The following is a 24745-nucleotide window of genomic DNA, read 5'->3' as shown; positions in this document are numbered from 1 at the left end:
GGTTAACGGGTCGATGGACTTATCCCGCTTATTTGTTCTGCTGTCAAGATTGCATCAGATGGGCGAGGGTGTCGATTTCGAGAGAAGTCGCTCCACCTTCAGGACCTGAGAGATAGGCCACACGATCATCCGGATTAAGAAGACCGTCGTCGGCGAGACGGCGCAGAGCCTCGACAGGATGACGCTGACCCTTGTGGGCATCGGGATGGGGGTAACAATAGGCAAGCACGCCATAGCTCAGAGCGAGCCAACGCTGCACCTCACGGTTATAGCAGATTGCGATGGTGGGGTTACCGCCACGGAACGATGAGATAAATCGCGTCGTGACACCGTGGTAAGTATCCGTAAGGATAGCTTTCGTTCCGACAAGAAATTCCGACATTACAGCCTGACGCGAAAGAAAGGAGGTCACACGGCGGTCAGCCATCTCAGGTACTTCCATTTTAGATGTATGCGAACGCTCCACCTCCATAGCCACACTTGCCATCGTACGCACAGCCTCTACGGGATATTTACCGTAGGCCGTCTCACCCGACAGCATCATTGCATCAGCCCGCTGATAGACGGCGTTGGCGACGTCACTCACCTCCGCACGTGTGGGACGGGGATGATCAATCATCGAATGGAGCATCTGAGTGGCCACAATGACAGGCTTGTGAGCGGCAATACATTTGTTGATCATCATCAGCTGAATACCCGGAATGCGCTCCGCAGCCACCTCGATACCAAGGTCGCCGCGCGCGATCATTATACCGTAGGACGCAGCGAGGATCTCATCGAAATTATCGATACCTTCCTGATTCTCTATCTTGGAGATAATCTTTATCTTGCTTCCGAGAGAATGGAGTATGTGCTGAACTTCATAGACATCGGCAGCCGAACGCACGAACGAGTGGGCAATGAAATCTACTCCCAGCTCTACGGCATAGGCTATGTTGCGGCGGTCACGGCGGGTCACAGCCGGAAGGGCGATCGATACGCCGGGGATATTCACACTCTTTCGTGAACCAAGCTTACCGCTGTTCTCCGCGCGGGCCATGATGCGGGCACCATCGACGGAATTGATCACGAAAGCAAGTTCTCCGTCGTCAATCAGGAAGCGGTCACCCGGCTTCACATCCTCGGCGATATTGGCGTAGTTAAGACATATCGTACGTTCGGTGGTAAGTCCGTCGGGATCTCCGACAAACTCCACAATGTCACCCGTGTTGAACGTGATGGGCAACCCGGTGGCAGTGGCTGTCGTACGGATTTCAGGACCTTTCGTATCCATCATGATCGCAATCCCATAATCGGTTTTACGGGTATTATCGACAATCCGCTTGAAACCATCATACTCAAGGTGCGCCGAATTCATGCGCACCACATTCATCCCTGCATCTGCCAACTGCCGGAGATAATCAATATCGCAGCGTTTATCCGAAACAGTGGCTACTATTTTTGTAAATTTCTTCATAACATAATATTAAACGTAAACCAATGGTAAGAACGTATATCAATCGCTAACATAATCTTAGCATCGAGCATTAAACGTCTTATATCTACTCGTTTACAAAATAATAAAATCTTGCTGTAATATGCAAAAAAATCCTCCGCACCGGTCATAAACGGTGCGGAGGACAGGGAGAATTCAGACTTTTGTATTGTCAACTAACTGATTAAAGGTTACGGGATTTCCTCATTATCTTTCAGCCATGCTGTTGTCATAGCTGAATTTAACCTTGCTGCGGATATCAGCCGATGAGGCACCGACATGAGCCTCGAAAGCTCCCGGTTCACACACCCAAGAGTGGGTATCGGCATCGAAATAGCTCAATGCCTCAGGTGTGATTTCAAAACTTACCTCGGCGGTCTCCGCAGGAGCGAGATGAACTTTGCGGAAGCCTTTAAGTTCCTTTACGGGACGGGGGACAGATGATTTCAGATCAGCGACATAGAGCTGTACCACTTCCGAACCTTCACGGTCACCGATATTGGTGACAGGTACGGTGACAGTGACCTTACCACCTTTGCCGAGCGATGATTTATCGACAGTGGCCTTACCATATTTGAAATCAGTATAGCTCAGTCCATGACCGAAGGGGAAAAGCGGCTTGACATTATTCTTCTCCGCCCAGCGGTAACCGACAAAGATACCTTCGTCGTAACGGCAATCCACAGTCTTGCTTCCGTCCTCGCGGGGAGTGCCGGGGTAGAGACCGAGATTATGTACTGCCACATCATCGAGCTTAGCCGGGAAAGTCATCGGAAGTTTACCGGAGGGGTTAACATCGCCGGTAAGGACAGAGGCTATTGCATTGCCGGCTTCTGTTCCGAGATACCATCCCTGAACGATAGCTGCGACCTCATCGGCCCAAGGCATCGCAACGGCATTACCTGAGATGTTGACCACAACGAGATTAGGATTGGCCTTTGCAAGAGCGCGGATGACGTCATCCTGCCCGTAAGGAAGTTCCAAGCCCTCACGGTCGGAATCCTCGCAGTCCTGATGAGCCGATTTGTTGAGACCGCCGATAAAAATCACGCAGTCTGCGTCCGAGGCCACACCCACAGCCTCGGCTATCAGCTCTTCAGGACTGCGGTCATCCTTTAGATTCTGACCTGTAGTCACACCGTTGTACTCTCCGGAAGGATCTCCGACATAACCACGGACATAGACCACATCAGCCTTACCTGCAAGACGGTTGCGGATACCGTCGAGGGGTGAAAGTTCGTATTTCACTTTAAGTGATGAGCTGCCGCCACCGACAGTCATCATCTTGATGGCATTCTCACCGACCACGGCCACCTTACGGACGCGGTTGAGATCAAGCGGAAGCACACCCCGCGAATTTTTCAGAAGCACGATTCCCTCCTCGCCTATCGTGCGGGCAGCGTCGATGTGCTCCTGCGAACAGAGCGAGCCATACGGACGGTTGCGGTCAAGAGTCGTGCGGTAAGCGAGACGGAGGATGCGGCGCACCTTATCGTCAAGTTCGTCCGTTCCGATCTTTCCTTCGTTGATCAGCGAGAGGTAAGGATCGGCGAGATAATAGTTGTCGTAGGCGTTGCTCTTACCGTTGGAGAGACCGTTGGTCCAGCTGCCGAACTCCATGTCAAGGCCGTTGGCGATAGCTTCGGGAGTGTCATGAGTGCCACCCCAGTCCGACACCACTACACCGTCGAATCCCCACTCACCCTTGAGGATGTCATTGAGGAGATAGCGGTTGTGGCAGGCATGCTGATCCTTATAGAGATTGTAGCTGCCCATGATGGACCATGCACCGCCATCCTGCACTGCGGCCTTGAAAGCCGGCAGATAGATCTCATAGAGAGTGCGGTCATCGATAACGGCATTGGTCGTGTGGCGGTTCACCTCATGATTGTTGAGGGCATAGTGCTTCACGCAGGCCGCCACACCGTTGCTCTGCACGCCTTTCACGTAGGGGGTGACCATAATTGACGCGAGATAGGGATCCTCGCCCATATACTCGAAATTGCGTCCGTTGAGAGGAGTACGGTAGATGTTGACACCCGGACCGAGGAGGATATCCTTGCCACGGTAACGCGCCTCCTCGCCGATGCTCTTGCCGTAGAGAAGAGCCACATCAGGATTCCACGACGCAGCGAGACATGTCAGTGCCGGGAAGGCCACGCAGGAGTCATTTGTCCATCCGGCCTGCTCCCATTCGTCCCAAAGCACTTCAGGACGGATGCCGTGAGGGCCGTCAGTGGTCCAGAACGAGGGTATGCCGAGACTCGGAACACCCGGTGACGAGAATTTGGACTGAGCGTGGAGCATAGCCACCTTTTCCTTAGTGGTCATGCGTGAGAGCGCGTCCTCTATACGCTCATCGACAGGACGTGATTCGTCAAGATAGACCGGCATGGAAGAGGTCAGTGTAGCCACTCCTGCCGTGCAGAGCATTATGCTGAATAAGATATTCTTCATTTTCGTAATCTGTGTTTAGAATGGATGATTCTGTATCATTCCTTGGTTACAGGCATGGGCTGAAGACCCATAGAGGCAATGTAGCCAACCTGCGGATGACAGTTCTCTATGAGGCAGCTGTCAAGGAACTCGGTCATGGCCTTGCGGACCACGTCGCGGTCTGGCATAGCTTCGCGCATCTCGCGGAAAGTGGCGTGAGGGCCTTCCGAATACTTCACGATTTCCTTCCATCCCTCAGGCATACCGATACCCATCATGCATGAGCTGTCGCGCTTCTTGTAGGGCCAGAAAGTGTAACCGATATTATTGTCCTTCATTGTCTTGACGAAATCTGCCTGCCACTGATCGGTATTATGACCGATCTCGCCCATGTACATGGGTTTGCCCGATTTGTCGCGGAACTCTATGTAGCTCCTTATCGCCTCCGGAGTAGGCTCGCCACCGTAACGGTGACAGGTAAACATGAGCTGCGGATCGTAATCAGTGTCCTTGAGCGGTTCGAAATTACTGTTCCATTGCGGAGCACCGATAAGGATGATGTGGTTCGGATCGACCTCACGGATGGCAGCGACCGCACGCTTGTGGAGCGGTTCAAGTTTGGAGTTAAGTTCATCCTGATTCTCGAAGTGAGTGGCGATAGGCTCGTTGATAAGTTCGTAGCCGAGGATCACAGGCTCATTCTTATAATAGTCGGCGATGTTGCGCCAGATATCGCAGAACTGCTGCTGTGATTTCTCGCTTTCCATGAGCCACGGATAACCGTAGGAATCATCGATGTTGTCACCGGTCTGACCGCCGGGAGCATCGTGCATGTCAAGGATGAGGTAAAGTCCGTTGTCACGACACCAGCTGACCACACTATCGATGCGCGCGAAGCCATCCTGCGCACTGTTCAGCCCCATGTAATCCTCATCGGTGAAGAGCTTGTAGTGAAACGGCAGACGGATGGTGTTTGCGCCCGTGGAGGCTATGTACTCGATATCCTTACGTGTGATATAGTTGTCCTTGAAGCGGCTCCAGAAATCAGCGGTGAAATCCGGCCCGGTGAGCTCGCAGAAAAGATCGTTGATCTGACGCGGAGCGTTGGTGCGGCCGAAGCCGAACATATAGCCTTCGGGATTGAGCCAGTTACCGAGATTCGTACCGATGATGAACAGCTTCGAGCCGTCAGGGGTAATGAGATCCTCACCCTCGACCCTGACGAATTCGGAAGCGGGGGTTGACTCCCCTACACCGTTTCCGGACTGGCAGGCTGTAAAGGCCGTCACAGCCGAAAAGGCGAGAGCCGTGTATATTGCAATGGTTTTCTTCATGTTGTGTGGGGGGTATTGATATGATCTTTGACAGATTATAAAAAAGACATTCCCGGTATCGTGTCATTACCGGGAATGTCCGGTTGGTTTTAAGATAGCTATTATCACTAACGGCTTGGGTTCAAACGCTATCGGCATCCGTTTTACTGATTGACGCACACGGAGTTAGGGCCCGATAACGTTCTGAACAGACTAAAACAACCTGTCTTACCTTAATAATTATATTACTCTCAATGCACTTATCTATTATTTAATATTGACAGTCACACGGTAGTTCTGCGAGAAAATACGCACAACGTATGAACCGGTGGCATGCTGGATAGTAGAGCTTACTTCCGATGCACTCGGTGTAGTGCCTCCCGGCTCGCAGGTCATGATGTTGAACGAGCCTTTCTTACCGTTAAGAGCCTTGATATAGATGTTCTGGACACCCTTCAGTGCGTTGGGCCACTGCATCTCGAAAGCACCTGAGGCATTCGGAGTGAGGACGTTGCCATCCTTATCAACGACTTCGTAATCGACACCGCGGACAAGTTCCGGACCTTCGTAGGGGATGAGATCATCATTTGAATACTTGTTAAGAGCGTTGATGTACTTCTCACCGTCGGGTTTGGGTGCTGTCCAGTAGTAGGTAACTACGTCGTAGCTGCGCTTGAACTCGCACCAGAACTGCATGGGGACTGCTACAGTCTCACCTTGGTTGACATCGTAGAACACCACGTTATTGTTACCGATACCGCTGGTCGAATTAGGCTTGTCGTAGCCCCAGACTTGCGGACCGTAGAAATACTCGTGTTCGAGTGTTTTGTCGTAGCTCCAGTCATCATCGTTGCAGGAAGTGAAGGCCATGCCGGCTATGAGGGCTACGATTGTATATAGAACTTTTTTCATCGTTATAGTTTTTGGTAGAGATTGGGTGTGTTTTAATTTATTTGTATGTTATTTCCAGCCGGGGTTCTGTGTAACAGCACCGCCTGACTGAGAAATCTCATAGAGAGGCACGGGATAGAGATAATCCTTGGCAGTATCGAAGCGACGATCCTCTGCAAACTCGATGACATAGAGGTCATCCTGTGTGCCGTAACGCTGCTTGCCGTTGAGTGAACCGCCGACAGTCAGTTTGGCCTTGAGTTCGTCATACTTGCTCTGTGTGGTCTCGCCTGAGATACAGAGGGCACCGATGATATCGACGGGAAGCACCTTTTCAGCAATCTTCCAGCGGATGATGTCGTCGTAACGCTTGTTCTCATCAATGAACTCCACAGTGCGCTCGCGGCGGATTTCCTCAAGCATATCGAGACCGTTGGCCTGAGCGAAAGCATTGGTGAGTTTCGCGGGCATACCTACGCGGTTGCGGAGAGCGTTGACTGTTATATCGAGATCGTCGTCAGAGATCGAACCGTTGTACTCATAGAGAGCCTCGGCATAGGAGATGAGCACTTCGGCGTAGCGGATAGCCATCCAGTCGGTCCATTCCTTGCTGTTTGTTGACCACTGCACGATGTCGAAACCTTTCTTTATGCTGTAGCCGCGATGGAAGTTGTGGGGGGTGAACGCACCCTTGTAGGCTTCCTCACCGATCTTGTAGCAGGTCATGCCGAGACGGGGGTCACGGTTGCTGAACACGTCGTCGTAGCTTGTCTCAGGAGTAATGGTGTAGGCTGACTTCTCGCGGGGGAGACCGTCGGTGTAGAGGAAGAGATCCACCACGTTGCGGGTCACGCTGACAGTGTTCTCCATCTGGCGGATAGTACCGTGAGTGGTAGTTGCAGCCGAACCGTTGGGACCATATTCCTTCACGAAGATATTCTCACGGTTCTGACGACCTTCGGCAACATCCTGAAAGAGCTTTTCGAAGTCGGGATAAAGTTCGTGCTTTCCGCTTGTGATAAGCTCCTTGGCAGCGTCGATACTGGTCTTGAGGTGTGAACGGTAGTCCTCACCTGAATTATGATACTTACCGTGTGTGCCCTCATAGAGACCTACGCGGACCTTCATTGCGATGGCAGCCTGACGGGCCACGTGACCCCACTTGTCAAGCTTATCGATATCGGGAAGCCAAGTAGCGGCGAATTCGAGATCCTCATAGACCTGCTTGATGACTTCGGCACGGGGAGTGCGGGGCATCATCAGATCAGGATCCTTGGTGTCGTTGATGGCCTTCAGAAGCAGGGGCACATCGCCATACTTCTTGACGAGCTCGAAGTAGTAGTAGCCACGGAAGAAGCGGGCCTCGGCAAGATACTTGTTGAGCACTGCCTCAGAAACATCGGCGCGAGGAGCTTTCTCGATGATATTGTTGGCGATGAAGATGCGCCAGTAAGCGTCGGTCCATGCACCGTTGGTGGTGGGGATCTGTACGTTGCCCGAACTTACGGCGTTCGCACCGCCGGTTGTAAGTTCGTCGGAACGGTAATCATGCTTAAAGCCGTCGCCGAGGTCATTGTTGCCGTTCATCTGCTCGTAGAAGCGGTTACATGCGCCGCGCAGATCACCTTCGGTCTTCCAGTAGGATGCGTCAGTCACACTTGTTTCGGGGACCATATCAAGGTCACATGATGCCACCGAAAGGGTGAGAGCTCCAAGTAATATGTATTTATTAAGTGTTTTCATTGTTGAGTATTCCTAATTTAAAGTGTGAGATTTACTCCAAAAGTCCATGTGCGGAAGAATGGATAATAGTTGGCCGAAGGCTTGTTGCCTACTTCGGGGTCAAACACCTTGAGCATGTTGGTGTGTTCCCATACGTCGTCGCCTGAGATATAGACGCGCAGACGCTCGATGGCCTTTCTGGGAATGGGGATGGTGTAGCCGAGAGTCACGTTCTTCAGACGGAGATATGAACCGTCCTGAATCCAGCGGTCAGAAGCCTTGTAGTTGAAGTTGTTACCGTTGTAGAGACGGGGGAGTGAAGCGTGGGGGTTATCCTCGGTCCAGTAATCGGTGTGGATGGTCCAAGGCATGTCGTAAGTGTTCTTGAGCGGTGCAAGCTGGTCAGGTTCAACATAGACTTTGCGCTTGCCGACACCTTGGAACATTACGTTGACATCGAATCCCTTCCATGCAGCACCGAGGCTGAAGGTGTAGAAGTAACGGCCGTTGGAAGAACCGAGATACACGAGGTCGCCGGGATTTTCGGGAGTGCCGCCGCCCTGACCGATGGTGTGTGCGCCGTCGCCCTGAGCGACATACTTGATGTCACCGCCTGACACTTTCGCGTCGTTGAATGATTCGTAGCCGGGATGTGCGGCCTTGTAGTCAAGATACTCCTGACGGCTCTGCCACATACCGTCGGTCTTGTAGCCCCAGATGGAGTTGAGGGGATAACCTTCGAGGATATCAACCGAACCTTCGGCGATAGTGTTCTGACCCTTGTAGCTAACGACCTTGTTATCGGCATCGCTGAGGCTCACGCTTGCATTGACATCGACATCACCGAAACGGTTACGGTAGCCGAGCTCGACTTCCCAACCCCAAGTCTTGAGTGTGCCTACGTTAGACTTAGGAACTGTGATACCTACGATGTGGGGCAGGGTCACGTTTGCGAGCATGTTGTCGTTCTTCTTCCAATAGTAGTCGGCGGTAAGGGTAAGAGTGTTGTTGAGGAAGCCCATGTCAAGACCGATGTTGGTCGATGAGATGATTTCCCAAGTCTTATCGACGGAGGCCATTGCGCTCTGATAGTAGCTTGCCTCACCCATGTTGATACCGCGGCTGATGGTGGCGATGTAGTCATAGAGACCGAGGATGGCACCGTTACCGAGCTGACCCCATGATGCACGCACCTTGAAGCTGTTGATGGCATCGACTCTGAACCATTCCTCCTGACTCACGCGCCATGCACCTGAGAATGAGGGGAAGGCGTGCCAGCGGCGACCGGGAGCGAGACGTGAGCTACCGTCGTAACGGATATTTGCCTCGAAGAGGAAACGCTCGTCAAAGTTGTAGTTGATACGACCGAAATATGAGTGCATGGCCCATGTCTCGATATTGTCGGCAACTGTGGTGTTGGTGGCAAGTTCGTTATCGTAAGCGTTGAACGAGAAGAAATCGTTGCTGTTGAGATTCTTCACTGTTGCGTCGAACTGATCCTTGCGGTAACGTTCGTAGGATGTACCTGCGAGAACGTCGATCTGGTTCTTGCCGAATTTGCCGTTGTAGGTAAGTAGAGCCTCTAAATTGTCATGATAGGCATTGTTCTTCTGACGATAGTATGAGTTAGGACTGTTGGCGGTGTTACGGTTGGAGATGCCGAGACGGTCCTTCCATTCGAGTGTACGTTTGCTGGTCTGCTCGCTGTAGTTGTCTGAACGGCGGCTTGCGCTGAGACGGAGACCGAGACCTTTCACGAAATAATCCTTGATGTTGAGTGTGGCCTTGCCGGTGTAGGACTGATACTGGGTATCCTTCTCGCCACCGTTCTTCATGATGTCGATAGCGTTCACCTGAAGGTCGCCGTTGTAGGGATTGGCATCCTCCTCAGGATTGTAGATAGGCTGACGGCCGCGCACGCGGTAGAGACGTGAGAGAAGACCGGCTGCTCCGTAGGGGTTCTGCTTGAGGAACTTGCCGTCGTAGCTTGCAAGAACTTCAAGATTGATGTGCTGGTTAATCTCGGTGTTGAGGTTGATGCGCACATTGTAACGCTCGTTCTTGTCGGGACCGTACTTGAGGATACCGTTCTTTGAGAAGTAACCACCTGAAACGAGATAGTTGGTAGCCTTGTTACCACCGGTCACGCTGACATTGTGGCTCTGCTGGAAAGTGTATTTACGTGTACCTTCAGCAACCCAGTTGGTACTTTCGAAGAATTCCCAGCGGCCATTGGTGTTGTTGGGACGCCAGCTGAAGTTGGGGTTACCGATCCATGATGCGAACTCAAGCGAACCGTCGGTACCGCCACCGGCCTGCAGACGTGCCTCGTTGATCATGACCTGCTCCTGCCATGCCGGAACGCGCTCAGGCATAAGGCCCGGCTTGTTCATGCCGACATATCCGTTATAGCTGACCTTGGCCTTACCCTCACTACCGCGCTTGGTAGTTACGAGAACGACACCTGCAGCAGCACGCGCACCGTAGATGGCACAGGCAGCAGCGTCCTTGAGGACAGATACAGATTCAATATCGTTGGGGTTAAGAAGTGTCATGTCGCTCTCCACACCGTCAACAAGGACGAGGGTTGAAGTGGCGTTGGCTGATGAGAAACCGCGGATGCGCATTCCTGAGGTTTCCGAACCGGGCTGACCGCTCGAACGAAGCACCTGAAGACCGGGCACCTGACCCTGAAGAGCTGAAAGAGCGTCGGAGGCAGGACGGTTAGAGATCTCTTCACCGCTGATCGATGCGACAGCTCCTGAAAGGTTTACTTTTTTCTGTGTACCGTAGCCCACCACAACGACTTCATTAAGGAGTGTGGAAGACTCTTCCATCTGAACGAGACCGTTGGCATCCTTGGCTTTGAGTTCAAGAGAGGTATAGCCAACGTAGGAGAACTGGAGTGTGACATCGCCGGAAGCAACGCTGAGTTTGAATTTTCCGTCAAAGTCGGTCGATGTACCCTTTGTGGGGTTCTGTTTTTCGATAACGGTTACTCCGATCAGGGGCTCACCTGTGGCCTTGTCAACCACTTCACCCTCGACAGAGAATGAACCGCTCTGCGCCGCTGCTCCTAACGGGAAGAATGTGCATGTAAGGATACATGCGACAAGCAGCAAGAGACGTGCTTTAAGGTTCGGGAACTGAATTTTCATAAAAAATTGTAAGATTTAAGTGTTGGTTAATTTAAGGCAATGTTTGGAGGACAACTTGGACAGAGCGTTTTCTCATTCCGGTCATGTCGCTGGCTGACATTGCGAAATTACTACTATTATTCCATCGCAGGATGGGTGAGTAATGGTTTAAGGTAGGATGTTGAAAAAATTAACCCTTATGAATCAAATATTTAGCTATAACTAAGGTAAGAATATGAGAGAGGTATATTAGGTGTCTCAGACGTGAAATCTACCCAATGTCTGCACCGTTTCAGCGAACTTTTCCTTCGGAATTATCGCCTTGTTACGCGTGCGCAGACGATTGTTATAGACAGTCTGCGGAGAGTAGTGCAGAAGGGCTGCGATCTTGACTGAGTCATTGATTCCGAGACGGACGAGAGCATAGATGCGCAGCTCGGTGTTGAGCGACATATTGTCGCGCACCGTTATGCGCTCTTCGGGACGCAGAAGCTCGTTGAAATCCTTCACGAAGTCGGGATACATGTTAAGGAAAATGCTGTCGAACTGCTGATAGAATTCTTTAAGCTCATTCTGCGCCATCGTATTGGAATCGACGAGCTCAATCAGATCATCGAGCTGATTGGCTTTCAGTTTTCTCAGGACAAGCTTGCGGAAATTATCCATCTTGTTTATGTAGTTACTGCACATGGTGAACATCTGGCCCACATACTCCTCCTTAATGAGGTTTGATTCCTTAAGGCGGTTGTTGACGGCGGACAACTCTGTGTTTACCTCCTGCAGACGGCTGTTGGTAACCTCCAGTGATTCCCGCATGGCCGAAAGAGTGTCAAGATTATCTTTTAGCTCGCTATTGAGCGCGGACAGACTCGCCTGCGAATCCCTCAGACTTCTGTTCTTGCGGATGATCACAAGACTGGCAAAGATAAGTATGAGCAACAGTGTGGCGAGCACCACGAGATAGATTTTCAGACGCATCTGTTGCTGTTGGTTACGGTTGGAATACTCCTCGCGTATCTGTTTCTCGATATTGGCAAGAGTCACCGCACGTACACGATTATTGAAGCTCTGCGCCTGCTGCTGGCAATAATTCACGTAAGCGTAGGCACGGTCGATATCCTCCTCGGCCAACATCATCTTACCCAGCTCCTCAAGTGACGCTATGTCCTTATTGGCGATCTTCACATCACATATAGCAGATATGGCAAGATACTTCATACGGTTCTCCTCATCGCCCTCAAATTCATAGAGGCGGGCAAGAGCGTATGCCTTCATGGCATCTACACGGCTATCCATGCGGGTGGAGTCGATATCGGCTTTAAGTTCCCTGATCACCTCCTGACGGCCTGCTCCGGGGGCACGCAGCACAGACCAAGCCTTGTACCAGAGATAGAGCGGATCGCTCTTGGAGGCATGAATGAAAGTGGAATCCTGATAGAGACGGCTCTGGACATAATAATCCGTCGGAGAGGTGTGAGCGTCGCCGAGATACTGACCGTAATGCGAATAGAGATATGCAAGCTGATTGTAGTACTGCGAACGCAGATCCTCAGGTACTTTCTCCGGATCTATCCTTTCAATAGCATCCTGCGCTTCTTTGAGCAGACCTGTCACCGCAAGGATAAAGGAGCGGTTTATCTCCCACTCGATGAGCTTAGCCTCATCACCGAGCTGTTCGGCGATCTCATAGTTACGATTGACATAGACCATGGCCGAATCAGCATTGAACACCGAATATTCGTCATACAGGTTCTTGTTGAACCAATAGCGTTCATCGATCGTACGTGCCTGATGCTGTTTTTTATGCAGTTCGGCCAGACGGTGCCGTTTAAGGCCGTCCCACACCTGCGGCAGTTCGACTACGGAGTCCAGACGGCAGAGAATGCTCTCTACATCAGAACTGCGTGCTGACAATGGCAGCCCTACAGCCGCCATTGCCAGCACGATGATATAGAATCTGACTGATAAGTGTCTGAAATTCATATCTTGAATCGTTCGGTTGTTTTTGCAATATTACGTTTCCTCATCATAGCTTCGAGATAGTAATAGTCCGCATAGACAAGCGGTACGTCTATCTCGCTTCCGGCAGGGTGATGTCCGGTGGAATGGGCAAGGATGAATCCCCCACCCTCCTCCGGTGACAGGGTATAGGATGCGGTAAGATTGTCAAGAATAGTGTCGGCCTCACGGCGGTAACGATCCGCCCGCTCGCCGTCAACATACTCCGCAAGTTCGTAGAGACCTGAAGCGATGAGCGCGGCCGCCGAGGCATCGCGTGCCACATCCGCATTGTCCGGATTCTCCGTTCCGGGAGCTTTCATGTCCCAGTAAGGGATACGGTCCGAGGGCATGTTGGGCAGTGAGAGGAACCAGTCGGCCACAGCCGTCGTGTGGTTGAGATAACGGGGGTCGGACGTGAAACGGTAACACATCGTGTAGCCGTAAAGTGCCCAGCCCTGTCCGCGACTCCAGTAGGAGTCATCCGAATAACCCTGAGCCGTAACCTTCATCCTCACATCGCCGGTCTCAGGATCGTAATCCACCACATGGAACGACGAGGGATCGTTGCGGAAATGATTCTTCAGTGTGACATCGGCATGGCTGACAGCGATCTTGCGGAAAGAAGGATCGCCGGTGGCATCCGTCATCTTGAAAAGCATCTCAAGGTTCATCATGTTGTCGATGATGACGGGATATTTCCACACCTTCGCATTGTGATCCCACGAACGGATAGCACCGACTGTGGGGTTGAAACGGGTCGATAGCGTGGATGAAGCCTGACGGACCACATCGAAGTAGCTCTTCTCGCCGGTAAGCTCCCAAGCCTTTCCGAAACTGTTGCCGATCATGAAACCGAGATCATGAGTCCCTCCGTGCATCTTCGATTCCTCGATAGGCCAAGTGTGGGAGACGGCCTGTGTGCGCCAGTACGGGTCGTTGGTGAACTCATACATCATCCAGAGTTCACCGGGGAAGAAACCGGAAGTCCAGTCATGGGGATGGACAAGCGCAAGCGAACCGTCAGAGTTGAGCGTGCGGGGGCTGACACGACGCTTGCAGGCATTTGCCTCCGTCTTGCGCTCATCACCGACGCGCTTGATGGCGTTGCGCAGAGATGCCGAGGCTTTCACGAAGGCATCATCAGTCTTGTCAGGAGTATAGTACAGCAATGTGAAGCGATCCTCCGGACGGAATACGCGGTGAGCCTGATAGAGATCCTTGTAATCGGTGCGTGAAGTATCTATCGCTGTGGCCACACGCCAGAGATCCTTGGCCACTGCCTGCTGCTTCTCTTCCCAGCCGCTGATTTGCTGTCCCGGCCACTCGCTCTTGTCTTTTCCGAGATAGGAAGCCAGAAAATCCATGGCTTTATAGAAATTACGGCCCTCTGCATCGGTTGAATTGTCGAGGCGGACACCAATCTTCTGCCCCATGAGGAATATATCGATAATATGTGTAAGATTATATTGAGAGTAGCCGTAGGACAGCGTGCGCCACATCTCGTGGGGCTGTTTGCCATCAGGTTCTATCTGAGCGAAAAGACGACGTTCGGGAAATTCACCGAGAATACGGCGAGCCACATCCTCGCGTCCGGTATAGAGCGCGAGAGCTATAGCCTGTGCGTCGTAAGCGGTGGAGTGATTGTTGGCCGCTGCGGCCTCCTCGATCCCCTGCGGAGAGGTGAGAATCCAGTCAAGCAGGTTGCTCATCCAGCGTTTCAGCTCCTTGTCATCTTTCTTTGTCCATGACTTAGAGCCTTCAAGGAGTGCGACTCCGTCGAGCATCTCAACAAACGAGTAGCCGTCGAGCACACCGTAGGAGCGGCCTTTGTTTCCATTGACACCCGGCACCATCTGCGCATACTCGAAATTAGGATTCATGCGTGTGGCGGGGTTCAGGAACCAGACCTTGAGCAGTTCGGCTGCCTTGGCCGCATAGCGTTCGTCGCGGCTGAAATGCCAAGCGAGGGCAAGATTCACCACTCGGTTGGCGGTCGCGCCGAGACGGTTGCGGTCATAGAGGGCAAGTTCGGGATTGCTGACACCATCGCGGTTGACATAGGGGAGGCCATCAGGTTTCGACGGATCCGGATGGAAGTAACGGGCGAGACTCGTATAGTCATGATTGTCACCGCTCGGCGACGGACGCTCCTTGCTCATCACCGAATACGGTTCGGCATTGAGCAGGGTGTCGGCCTGACGTATGAGTGCTTCATAAGCCTTTGCATACATCGGTCGGTCAAGCTCGGTCCTGACTTGTTCGAGATGGCTGCGATCCCAGATGGCCTGTGCATGGCATAGGGTAGCCGATGCAAGCACCGTAAGGACTGTTATAAGTTTCTTTCGCATTGCTGTGTTATAGTGATGGATGGTTATCTGGTATGTATATTAATCAGTATTTTAAAGCTTTCTGACCTTTATGGCTGCAAGTGATGTCGTGCCGCCGGCTGGAGTAAAATTCACTCTCAGAACGCCGTCCTCCGTGACTTCGGTGCGGTAACGGCGTGTGATCATTGTCTTTACGCCAGCCTCGACTCCGGGCATGAAAGACGTCTCGACCTTAGAACCGTTGATCGCAATATCCATTCCAGCGGGCGGCGTGCCCTTGCTTCCTGCATTATGGCCGAGCATGTAGGCCGAGAGAGCCGACGGAGATGAAAGGTCAGCGAAACTCATCTCTATCTCATATTGACCCGGCACGAGGTCGAAGCGATATTCCTCAAGGCCGGTGAGCGAACGCTGCAGGAGTGGCATGTCGGATGTCAGTTCGATTTCGTCCTGCGACACGAAGCGGGAACCTCCGCTATGACCGTAAAATTCACCTTGGGCATACTGACGGTCGGGAAGCCATGTGAGGCCACTGTCGTCCGATCGGAAGTAACAGTCCGAACCGACATTGACAGCCATCTCGTCTGTGCCGAGGTCAAGTAGATTGTCGCTGGTGTGAAGCAGATGCATATTGACAGTCGAGGCATCAAGAACCCTCTTTCCATCGGCACTAAGCAGCTCTATCAGATTCACACCGTTACGGAAAGGCACATCAAATACAGCCGTGCAGTTGGCGACATCCTGCACAGGCAGGAGACTGCCGTTGACGCGCAGACTGACCATCGGAAGATTCGTATAGACCTTCACCGGGCGGTTCACTTCGCCTTCACCCGGATCGACATCCGTGCGCTCCTGCCAGTCGCGGACGGCTATGTGGGCGACAGTATCCGTAGGGAGATCGTGCCATCTGGCCCTGTAGTAATGATAGACGTCCTTTTTACGGCGGTCATTCGTGACGAGTCCCTTATTGTTGATATGCGGCATTGATTCAGCACGGTTGGCAGAGGAGAAATCAATGAAATTCCAATGCGAAGCTCCGGCGACAAAGACAGAATCCTCAATGACAGGAAGATAATGTTCAAGATAATCCTGCTGATACTCCATGCTGAAGTCGAAGGCTTGAGGATGGAGAGAATGGATACGCAGATCCGATCCCGCACCATACTCGCTCACGATAAGTTTATGATCCGGATGTTCACGGTGCTGACGCGAGAGATATGCCTCAAAATCAGGGAATCGGCCTCCATACCATCCCTGATAGAGATTCCAGCCTTTGACATCGGTGATTTCGCCGAGTCCTGCTTCATGATAGACATCACTTCCGTGGAAAGCCATGGTGCTCATACGTGTTGAATCCTCCTCGGCAAGCACATCCTCAAGACGACGGGCAAGATCGAGTGTACGGGCATACGTCGCATCACGTCCCTCGCGTGGTGTGCGCAGAAGAATCTCATTCATGTAACCCCACATCACCACCGAGGGATGGTTGTAATGACGGCGTATCATCTCGCGGAGCATGATCTCACTGTTGTCGGCGAACCGCTCCCCTTCAGGCACATAGTCTATCACCGGAATCTCCTCCCATGCGATAAGACCAAGGCGGTCACACATCTCCAACACAGCATCATCCTGCGGGTAGTGGCTGATACGGATAAAGTTAGCACCCATATCCTTGATGAGCTGCATGTCGCGGCGATGCTGTTCGTCGGACAGGGCTATACCCATAGGTTTCTGATCCTGATGGCGGCACATTCCACGCAGTTTATATGGCTTGCCGTTCAAAATGAAACGTCCGGCATCATCAAAGCTGAACGAACGGAATCCGATCCATGCATCACTGCTGTCTGTCACGCTTCCGTCGCGTCCCGTCACCTCTGTCTCCACTCTGTAAAGTGCGGGTGATTCGGGCGACCATAATTCCAGACCCTCAAGTTTATCGAGATCCACTTTAAACGGGCGGTCCTGCCCGTCGGGGATATTTAACCGTTCGCTGCGCTTACAGACAACCTTACCCGAAGCGTCGCGCAATGTCACTGTGACTGACGGTTTGGAGCCGCTCCCGGTATGGTTGACCACACGTCCTTCGACCGTCAGGCGACATGTCCCGTCAGGCAGCAGGAGCGGAGTAGCCTTGAATCCCTCCTCCGGACCGTTGACTATATCAAGATGTAAGGGTGACAAGCCCATCAGCCAAGCGTCGCGGTAAAGGCCGCCCATAAATGTAAAGTCAGCGGAATAGGGCGGAACATTCCGGTCGGCATTATTCACCTTGACGGTCAGCTGGTGTCGGATCTCCGGCCTGACAAAGGGAGTGATGTCAAGAATATGCGATGAATAAGCACCTACGTGATCCCCGGCCTTCTTATCGTCTATACTTACTTCCGATGCAGATGCCGCACCGTCAAATTTCAGATACACCCTCTTTCCCTCAAAACCGTCGGGAAGGGCAAGGCTGCGCATATATGTTCCCTCACCACGACGATAGTCACGACGCGAGTAAGCATCGCCGTTCCACGAGTGGGGCAGGCGCACCTTCACTGACGAGGTATCCCCGGCGTATGAGAATTTCCATCCGTCGTTTATCGATCTGATATCACGCGAAGAGCCATGGATATTAAAGCTCGCTGAAAAGATCACAAACGTGGCAATGACGGAAGGAAGCAAGACCGGAAATCCATGGCCGACTTCTGAAATATGTTTCCGTAGTGATGACTTCATGGTAGCTATGACAGGCTTGACAAACATAAAAGGGTTTTATATATAAAAAGCTAAGAAGACAAGAAGTGTATGGCCTGAAGGAGGCAATACACCGTTTTCTATGGTATGACCAAGTGTTCAACACTCTTTATACAAAATTACTTATTATGTGAAATCCCCACAATATCGGGTAATGTTGACGGGTAAATGAGCGGTGAGTTTATATGACTATGTATAAGTGTATTATATGGCATCAGACCTCCCCTATAAGTAAATAATCATGGTGAGTTAACATTTGCGACCCTTGCGCTTATGTTAAAATCATGGTTATAGTCAGGTCGGGAAGGTCATCAGTATCAGCAGAATGTTTCCTCTATCACACGCGGGAAATGCACCCGTTCGAGTTCATGAATCTTACGCTCCACGCTTTCGGGAGTGTCATCAGGCGTTAGCCCTACCCTCGCCTGAAAAACTATACGGCCGCCGTCACACTCATCGCTGACAAGATGGATTGTGATACCGGTCTCGGTTTCGCCGGCAGCAACCACCGCTTCATGGACATGCCGCCCATACATCCCCTTTCCGCCGAACTTTGGCAACAACGACGGATGGATATTGACCATCCGGTCATGATAACGCTCCGTGAGAAATGCAGGTATCATCAACAGAAAACCCGCAAGGACAACAATGTCGATCTCATACTCGTCCATAACCTTCGTCATGCGGTCGGCATCCCTGATCTCCGCCGCGCTCATCACACGCACCGGAACTCCCAACCGCTCGCTACGCCCGATCACTCCCGCACCGGGGCGGTTACACACCACGAGTGCCACCACCGCACCATGATCACCTTCGTTGAAATATCGGATGATATTTTCAGCATTCGAACCGTTGCCAGAGGCAAAAATCGCAATCCTTCTCATAATTATAATGTCACTGTTTATGGATCAATAATAAGAGGGTTATGGAAATGATTGATTCATCAAGTAATCCAAAGATAGAACTCCCCCTGCCGACAGAGAATATTTAAAACTACTGAGTGCCGGTAGGGGGAGTTTTATTTAAGTTACGGATACCGATATCCGCCACTTTCTTTTACATATCGAGTGCGCTTATCAGCGGCGACCCTGACGCTTCTGCTGTTCGCGGAGCATGGCCTGCTGCTTGCGCTGCGCTTCTTCAAGACGGGCCATGAAACCGGATTTCTTTTTGGGTTTCTTGGCAACTGCGGCCATCTTGGCACGCATCTTCTCTTCAGAGACGACTTTACGGAAGATGTAGGTCTGAATGATGGTGATTAGGAGCGAAAGGAAATAATAGTAGCTCAGACCGGCGGCATAGTTGTTGAAGATGAAGAGGAACATAACCGGCATCAGATACATCATCCACTTCATGCCCGGCATACCCGATGAATTCTGAGTCTGCATGGTGACTCTGGTATAGATGATATTGGTGATGGTCATGAGGAGACAGAAGAGGCTCACATGATTGCCGAATGTGCTTGAGATGAAGGGAATGTTGGTATGCCATGAGATGATGGCGTCCGGAGCGGAAAGATCCTTGGCCCAGAGGAAGGATTCGCCGCGAAGCTCGATGGCCGACGGGAAGAACCAGAACATAGCCACAAGGATAGGCATCTGAAGCAACATGGGCAGACAGCCTGAAAGCGGATTTGCACCTGCACGCGAGTAGAGTGCCATGGTTTCCTGCTGACGCTTCATCGCATTCTCATTTCCGGGATACTTGTCATTGATAGCCTTGATCTCAGGAGCAAGGAGACGCATACGCGCCTGAGACATCAGGCTCTTGTAAGTGAAGGGGAAGAGGATGAGCTTGATGAAGATGGTGAGGATAAGGATAATGATACCGTAGTTAGAGATAAAGCTGCCGAGGAGGGTGAACACCGGAATGATGATGAGGGTGTTGATCCAGCGGAAGATCGGCCATCCGAGGGGGATGAGCTTGGTAAGGTGCATATTCTCCTCCGGGAAGATCTCCTTTTCAAGAGAGCTCATGACGGGATAGGAGTTAGGACCGAGATACATCACAAACGAAGCGGGATTGGCTGCCGATGCAGTGTATTCAAGGGTCATGTCGAGCTTCATTTCCTTGATGAAATCGGGGTTATCCTTCAGCTCGCTGCTTGTGAGGACACCGCTGCTGAAGTTGGTGCGGGCCATGAGCACTGCCGAGAAGAACTGATTCTTGCAGCTGATCCATTTGAGACGCTGATTGATTTCCTCATCGTCATCACCGCTTTCGCTCAGATGATCCACATCGCCGTCAGGATACATATAGTAAAGCGCGGAGTTACGCTCCTCGAACACTCGGCCGGCCTCGTTGCGGCGCATCTTCTGATGCCATGTGAAATCCATCGAGGCTACCGATGACGGAATGATGGACTGCATACCCTCCTGAACGATGTCGATATCGACCAGATAACCATCGGCAGGAAGAGTGTATTTTATACCCCATACGGCACCGTCGCCGAGATCAAGCTTCATGAACACAGTCGAGTCGTTGACCTGCACAGGTGTGAAATAGAACTCGCGTGTCTCGAACCGCTGATTTGCGGATGTGAGGGTGAAGCTGTACATATCTGTCTCCGGAGAGAGAAGCATGACCTTTGTGGAGTCATAGCTGTCATAGTCGCGGAGCGACGCACGCGAAATCACACCACCCTTGTTGGAGATCTCAAGCGAGAGCAGCTTGTTTTCCAGACGGACTGTAGTGCTGTCGCCGGTGAGATGGCGGGCGAAACCACGGTAACGCGCCACGGTAGCAAGTGCTTTCCGGAGATTTGTGGTAGCGGGAACGCCGACGGTGACAGGGAGACCGGAATTGTTGTTGATGACATCAGCCACAGGCACAACGCGGCCGTCCGCATCAACAGTTCCCTCAAGCTCACCGGCTGCGGTGAGACGGAGATCCACCTTATCGACATGGAGAACCGATACACCGGTCACAGTGTCGGTCACTCCGAGTTCGCGTACAGTACTCTTGATAGCAGCAACTTCGGCTGAAGTTATTGAATCGAATTTCAGTGCCCCGTTGTCGGAAGCTTTCGCGGCCTCCTGAGCCTGCATCTGCTCGCGCTCTATGCGCTGACGCTCAAGCTCCTCAGCCGAGGGGCGGTTAAGATAGGTGAAACCAAAGATGATGAGGCCCATCAATATGAGCCCGATGATGGAGTTTTTATCCATGAGTCGGTTTTGCTGGGTAGTTTTTTTATTTTGATTCGTTTTTTTAATTTATTTCTTTTCACGCTCCTCGCCATAGGCGATGGCAGCTTTTATGAAATCCATGAAAAGCGGTGAGGGAGAGAGGACTGTAGAGGAATATTCAGGATGATACTGCGTGCCGATGAACCAACGGTGGTCAGGGAGTTCCACCACCTCAACCAGATGTGTGGCTGGATTCTCACCAACGCACTTCATTCCCGCAGCCTCGAAACGCTCGCGGTAATCGTTGTTAAACTCGAAGCGGTGACGGTGACGCTCCTGAACATCAGTCGCCCCATAAGCCTGAGCCGCACGTGAGCCCGGTGTCAGACGGCAGTCATAGGCACCGAGACGCATTGTTCCGCCCATGTTCGAGATGGATTTCTGCTCCTCCATGAGGTCAATCACATTGTCGGGCGTGTGGGGCTGCATCTCTGTTGAATTCGCTTCCTTGAGACCGAGGACATTGCGCGCAAACTCAATGACCATGCACTGCATTCCGAGACAGATACCGAAAGTCGGGACATCGTGTTCACGACACCATTTCAGTGCCACGAACTTACCCTCGATGCCGCGCTGACCGAAACCGGGTGCGATTATGACTCCGTCGAGATCGCGCAGCTGCTCATCGACATTCTCCGGAGTGACGCGTTCGGAATGGATATAGACCAGATCAAGCACGCGGTTCGAATATGTGGCGCACTGGAAGAGTGCTTCCGAGATGGACTTGTAGGCATCCTGAAGCTCGACGTATTTACCGACGAGTCCTATACGGACCTTCTTCTCGGCTGTGCGCATCTTTGTGAGGAATTCTTTCCACGGCCCCATGTCGGGCTGCCCCTTGGAATCCATGTCGAGTTTGCGCATGACTATTTCATCAAGATGCTCTTCATGCATCTTCACGGGGACATCGTATATGCTGTGTGCATCACGGCTCTCGATGACCGCGTCAGGCGCGACATTGCAGAACTGGGCGATCTTCTTACGCATCGAGGCCGGAATCTCATGCTCGGTGCGGAGCACGAGCACATCCGGCTGTATGCCGAGCTGCTGAAGCTGCTTCACCGAATGTTGTGTGGGCTTCGTCTTCAGCTCCTTTGCAGCAGCGATATAGGGCACGTATGTAAGATGGACGCATATACAGTCATCCTCAAGTTCCCAGCGGAGCTGACGGACAGCCTCAAGGAAGGGAAGCGACTCGATGTCGCCGACCACGCCACCGATTTCGGTAATGACAAAGTCGAATTTACCTGTCTTTCCGAGAGCCATCACATTGCGCTTGATCTCGTCGGTGATATGGGGGATGATCTGCACGGTCTTGCCGAGATAGTCGCCACGGCGTTCCTTCTCAATCACGCTTTTGTAGATACGGCCTGTGGTCACATTATTGGCACGCGTGGTCTGTATGTTGGTGAAACGTTCGTAGTGACCGAGGTCAAGGTCAGCCTCATGACCATCGACGGTGACGTAGCACTCACCATGCTCGTAGGGATTAAGCGTACCGGGGTCGATATTGATATAAGGATCAAACTTCTGAATGGTGACCCTGAAACCGCGTGCCTTGAGCAGACATGCTAACGATGAAGAGATGATACCTTTACCGAGCGACGACACAACGCCGCCGGTCACAAAAATGTATTTAGTTTCCACGCTTGATAATGTGATTGATGTACTTCAACGACGTGCCAATGATAATTAAGGCGCAAATTTACAAAAAATTCGGGGATATTTTCTTAATTTTGCTCTCACTTAATAGAATTTTTGATACAATCATCCAATGATAAAGAATCTGCTTTTCGACCTCGGAGGCGTGATCATGGATCTTGACCGTGACCGCTGCGTCAGGGCGTTCGAACGACTCGGCATGAAGGATGCCGACGATTTCCTCGGTGTTTACGGACAGAAAGGTGCTTTCCTCGCCCTCGAATCCGGACAGATAGGTCCTGATGAATTTCACAGGGAGGTACGCGGGCTTATCGGGCGCGATGACGTGACCGATAAGGAAATCGACGATGCTTTCATCGAATTTCTCGTCGGTATCCCCGTCCATCGTCTTGCGGCTCTCCGCGAACTTGCCAAGAACTACCGGATCTGTCTCCTCTCCAACACCAATCCTATAATGTTTGACAGCCGTATCGCCGAGGAGTTCCGTAAAGAAGGGCTTGAAATGTCGGACTATTTCGACGGCATCTTCACTTCCTACGAGGCTAAATGCTGCAAACCGGGCAAAGAGATCTTTGACTATACCGAACGAGAGGGAGGACTCGTTCCCTCGGAAACACTGTTCTTTGACGATTCGCAGTCAAACGTTGATGCCGCACGTTCCTACGGATTCAACGCCGTGCTCGTGAAACCGGGTGATGAATTTGCGGATCTTCTGAAAGAATACGTGTCATAATCAGTAGATTGTCATAGTAAGAAATAAACTCCTCTACCCCACCGGGTGTTAATCAATAAGAATTATCCAAACAAGCACTAATGAGAATAATCACGAAGAGCGACACATCGAGGCGACGCATAGCAGCCGTCGGAATGTATGACGGTGTCCATGCCGGACATAAGTTTCTTATTGACTACCTGCGTCTCGAAGCCGGAAGCCGCAGGCTCACCCCGGCCGTAATAACTTTTTCGCAGCATCCGCTTTCAGTGGTTCGTCCTCTTGAAGCTCCGGGTCTCCTGACCTCTCTTGAGGAACGTCTGCGTCTTCTCGGAGCAGCCGGAGCTGAGGATATAATAATCCTTACGTTCAATGACAAGCTGCGCTACAAGAGTGCCCGCGAATTCCTCTCGATGCTCCACAAATCATACGGAATCGACACCCTTGTGCTCGGTTTCAACAACCGTTTCGGTCACGACCGGCCGCAAACCCTTGAAGAATACCGCAAGATCGGTGATGAAATAGGTGTGGAGGTCATTCCGGCTCCTGAATACCGTGGGGCAGGTTCACCGGTCAGCTCGTCCGTTATCAGAAAGCATCTTCAGTCAGGCCAACCGGAGAAAGCCGCTGAGGCTCTCGGCCATCCCTACGCCATACGCGGTATGGTGGTGAAAGGTCAGCGTCTCGGACGCACCATCGGCTTCCCGACAGCCAATGTCAACCCTAACTCCAAGGAGACATTGCTGCCTAAACCGGGGGCCTACGCCGCCTACATAACCACGCCTGACGGTATCAGGCGTGCAGCCATGGTCAACATCGGTTTCCGCCCTACGGTAGTCGAGCCTGACGGCCGAGGAGAAATCTCCGTCGAAGCGCACATATTCGACTACAACGGCTACATCTACGATGAGGAGATTTTGGTTGAATTCATGAAATACCTGCGTCCTGAAAGCCGCTTCGCCTCAACCGAGAAGCTCCGCGAACAGCTCGAACGCGATGCGGCCAAAGCCCGCAAGATACTGTCCTGACAGAACCTGCCGCGTAAATCTTGGCATCGTCATCAGATACACCCGAAAGTGTGTTAAAAGAATTATTATACCTACGGCTGTGGGGCTGCGCTTGCGCAGATCCCACAGCCGTAGCAGTTTT

At 51.9% G+C, this 24745-nt stretch carries 14 protein-coding genes; 2 read left to right on the top strand and 12 right to left on the bottom strand.

Annotated features, from left to right (window positions below):
• Positions 1-43: 43 nt before the first annotated feature.
• The 12 genes from pyk to K2G41_RS08565 all read right to left on the bottom strand — a co-directional run bounded on the left by pyk (position 44) and on the right by K2G41_RS08565 (position 22869).
• Positions 44-1456: a pyruvate kinase gene (gene pyk, locus K2G41_RS08620; RefSeq protein ID WP_300117329.1), complete on the bottom strand. Its 1413-nt coding sequence runs from the start codon at positions 1454-1456 to the stop codon at positions 44-46.
• Between the two features lie 225 nt (positions 1457-1681).
• Entirely contained in the window at positions 1682-3907 is a 2226-nt protein-coding gene (locus K2G41_RS08615; protein WP_300117358.1) for a glycoside hydrolase family 3 C-terminal domain-containing protein, read from the bottom strand.
• Between the two features lie 59 nt (positions 3908-3966).
• A complete protein-coding gene (locus tag K2G41_RS08610) occupies positions 3967-5244 on the bottom strand; it encodes a glycoside hydrolase family 5 protein (protein ID WP_300117328.1) in 1278 nt (425 codons plus the stop codon).
• A 246-nt stretch (positions 5245-5490) separates the two neighbouring features.
• Complete coding sequence (locus K2G41_RS08605) at positions 5491-6135, bottom strand: hypothetical protein (protein ID WP_300117326.1); 645 nt, start codon at positions 6133-6135, stop codon at positions 5491-5493.
• A gap of 48 nt (positions 6136-6183) precedes the next feature.
• Positions 6184-7857 (bottom strand): RagB/SusD family nutrient uptake outer membrane protein, encoded by a 1674-nt coding sequence (locus K2G41_RS08600; protein ID WP_300117324.1) that lies wholly within the window; start codon positions 7855-7857, stop codon positions 6184-6186.
• Positions 7858-7874: 17 nt separating this feature from the next.
• Positions 7875-10994, bottom strand: coding sequence for a TonB-dependent receptor (locus K2G41_RS08595; protein WP_300117322.1), 3120 nt, complete (start codon positions 10992-10994; stop codon positions 7875-7877).
• 237 nt (positions 10995-11231) lie between these two features.
• On the bottom strand, positions 11232-12956 hold the full coding sequence (locus K2G41_RS08590; protein WP_300117320.1) for a DUF6377 domain-containing protein: 1725 nt from the start codon (positions 12954-12956) through the stop codon (positions 11232-11234).
• Positions 12953-15322 (bottom strand): alginate lyase family protein, encoded by a 2370-nt coding sequence (locus tag K2G41_RS08585; RefSeq protein WP_300117318.1) that lies wholly within the window; start codon positions 15320-15322, stop codon positions 12953-12955. The genes K2G41_RS08590 and K2G41_RS08585 overlap by 4 nt, the downstream gene beginning before the upstream one ends.
• A 51-nt stretch (positions 15323-15373) precedes the next feature.
• Entirely contained in the window at positions 15374-18046 is a 2673-nt protein-coding gene (locus K2G41_RS08580; protein WP_300117316.1) for a glycoside hydrolase family 2 TIM barrel-domain containing protein, read from the bottom strand.
• A gap of 308 nt (positions 18047-18354) precedes the next feature.
• Positions 18355-18921: a phosphoribosylglycinamide formyltransferase gene (gene purN / locus K2G41_RS08575; RefSeq protein WP_300117314.1), complete on the bottom strand. Its 567-nt coding sequence runs from the start codon at positions 18919-18921 to the stop codon at positions 18355-18357.
• Between the two features lie 192 nt (positions 18922-19113).
• Positions 19114-21201 carry a membrane protein insertase YidC gene (gene yidC, locus K2G41_RS08570; protein ID WP_300117312.1) on the bottom strand — a complete coding sequence of 696 codons (2088 nt, stop codon included), beginning with the start codon at positions 21199-21201 and terminating at the stop codon, positions 19114-19116.
• A 48-nt stretch (positions 21202-21249) separates the two neighbouring features.
• Complete coding sequence (locus K2G41_RS08565) at positions 21250-22869, bottom strand: CTP synthase (RefSeq protein ID WP_300117311.1); 1620 nt, start codon at positions 22867-22869, stop codon at positions 21250-21252.
• A gap of 127 nt (positions 22870-22996) precedes the next feature.
• On the opposite strand from K2G41_RS08565, the gene K2G41_RS08560 reads away from it, so the two are divergent.
• Entirely contained in the window at positions 22997-23617 is a 621-nt protein-coding gene (locus K2G41_RS08560; RefSeq protein ID WP_300117309.1) for an HAD family phosphatase, read from the top strand.
• A gap of 80 nt (positions 23618-23697) precedes the next feature.
• A complete protein-coding gene (gene ribF / locus K2G41_RS08555; RefSeq protein WP_300117307.1) occupies positions 23698-24624 on the top strand; it encodes a riboflavin biosynthesis protein RibF in 927 nt (308 codons plus the stop codon).
• Positions 24625-24745: the final 121 nt, after the last annotated feature.

This window comes from Duncaniella sp., assembly GCF_029056165.1.
GTDB lineage: Bacteria > Bacteroidota > Bacteroidia > Bacteroidales > Muribaculaceae > Duncaniella.
This window is presented reverse-complemented; position numbering and strand designations above follow the sequence as displayed.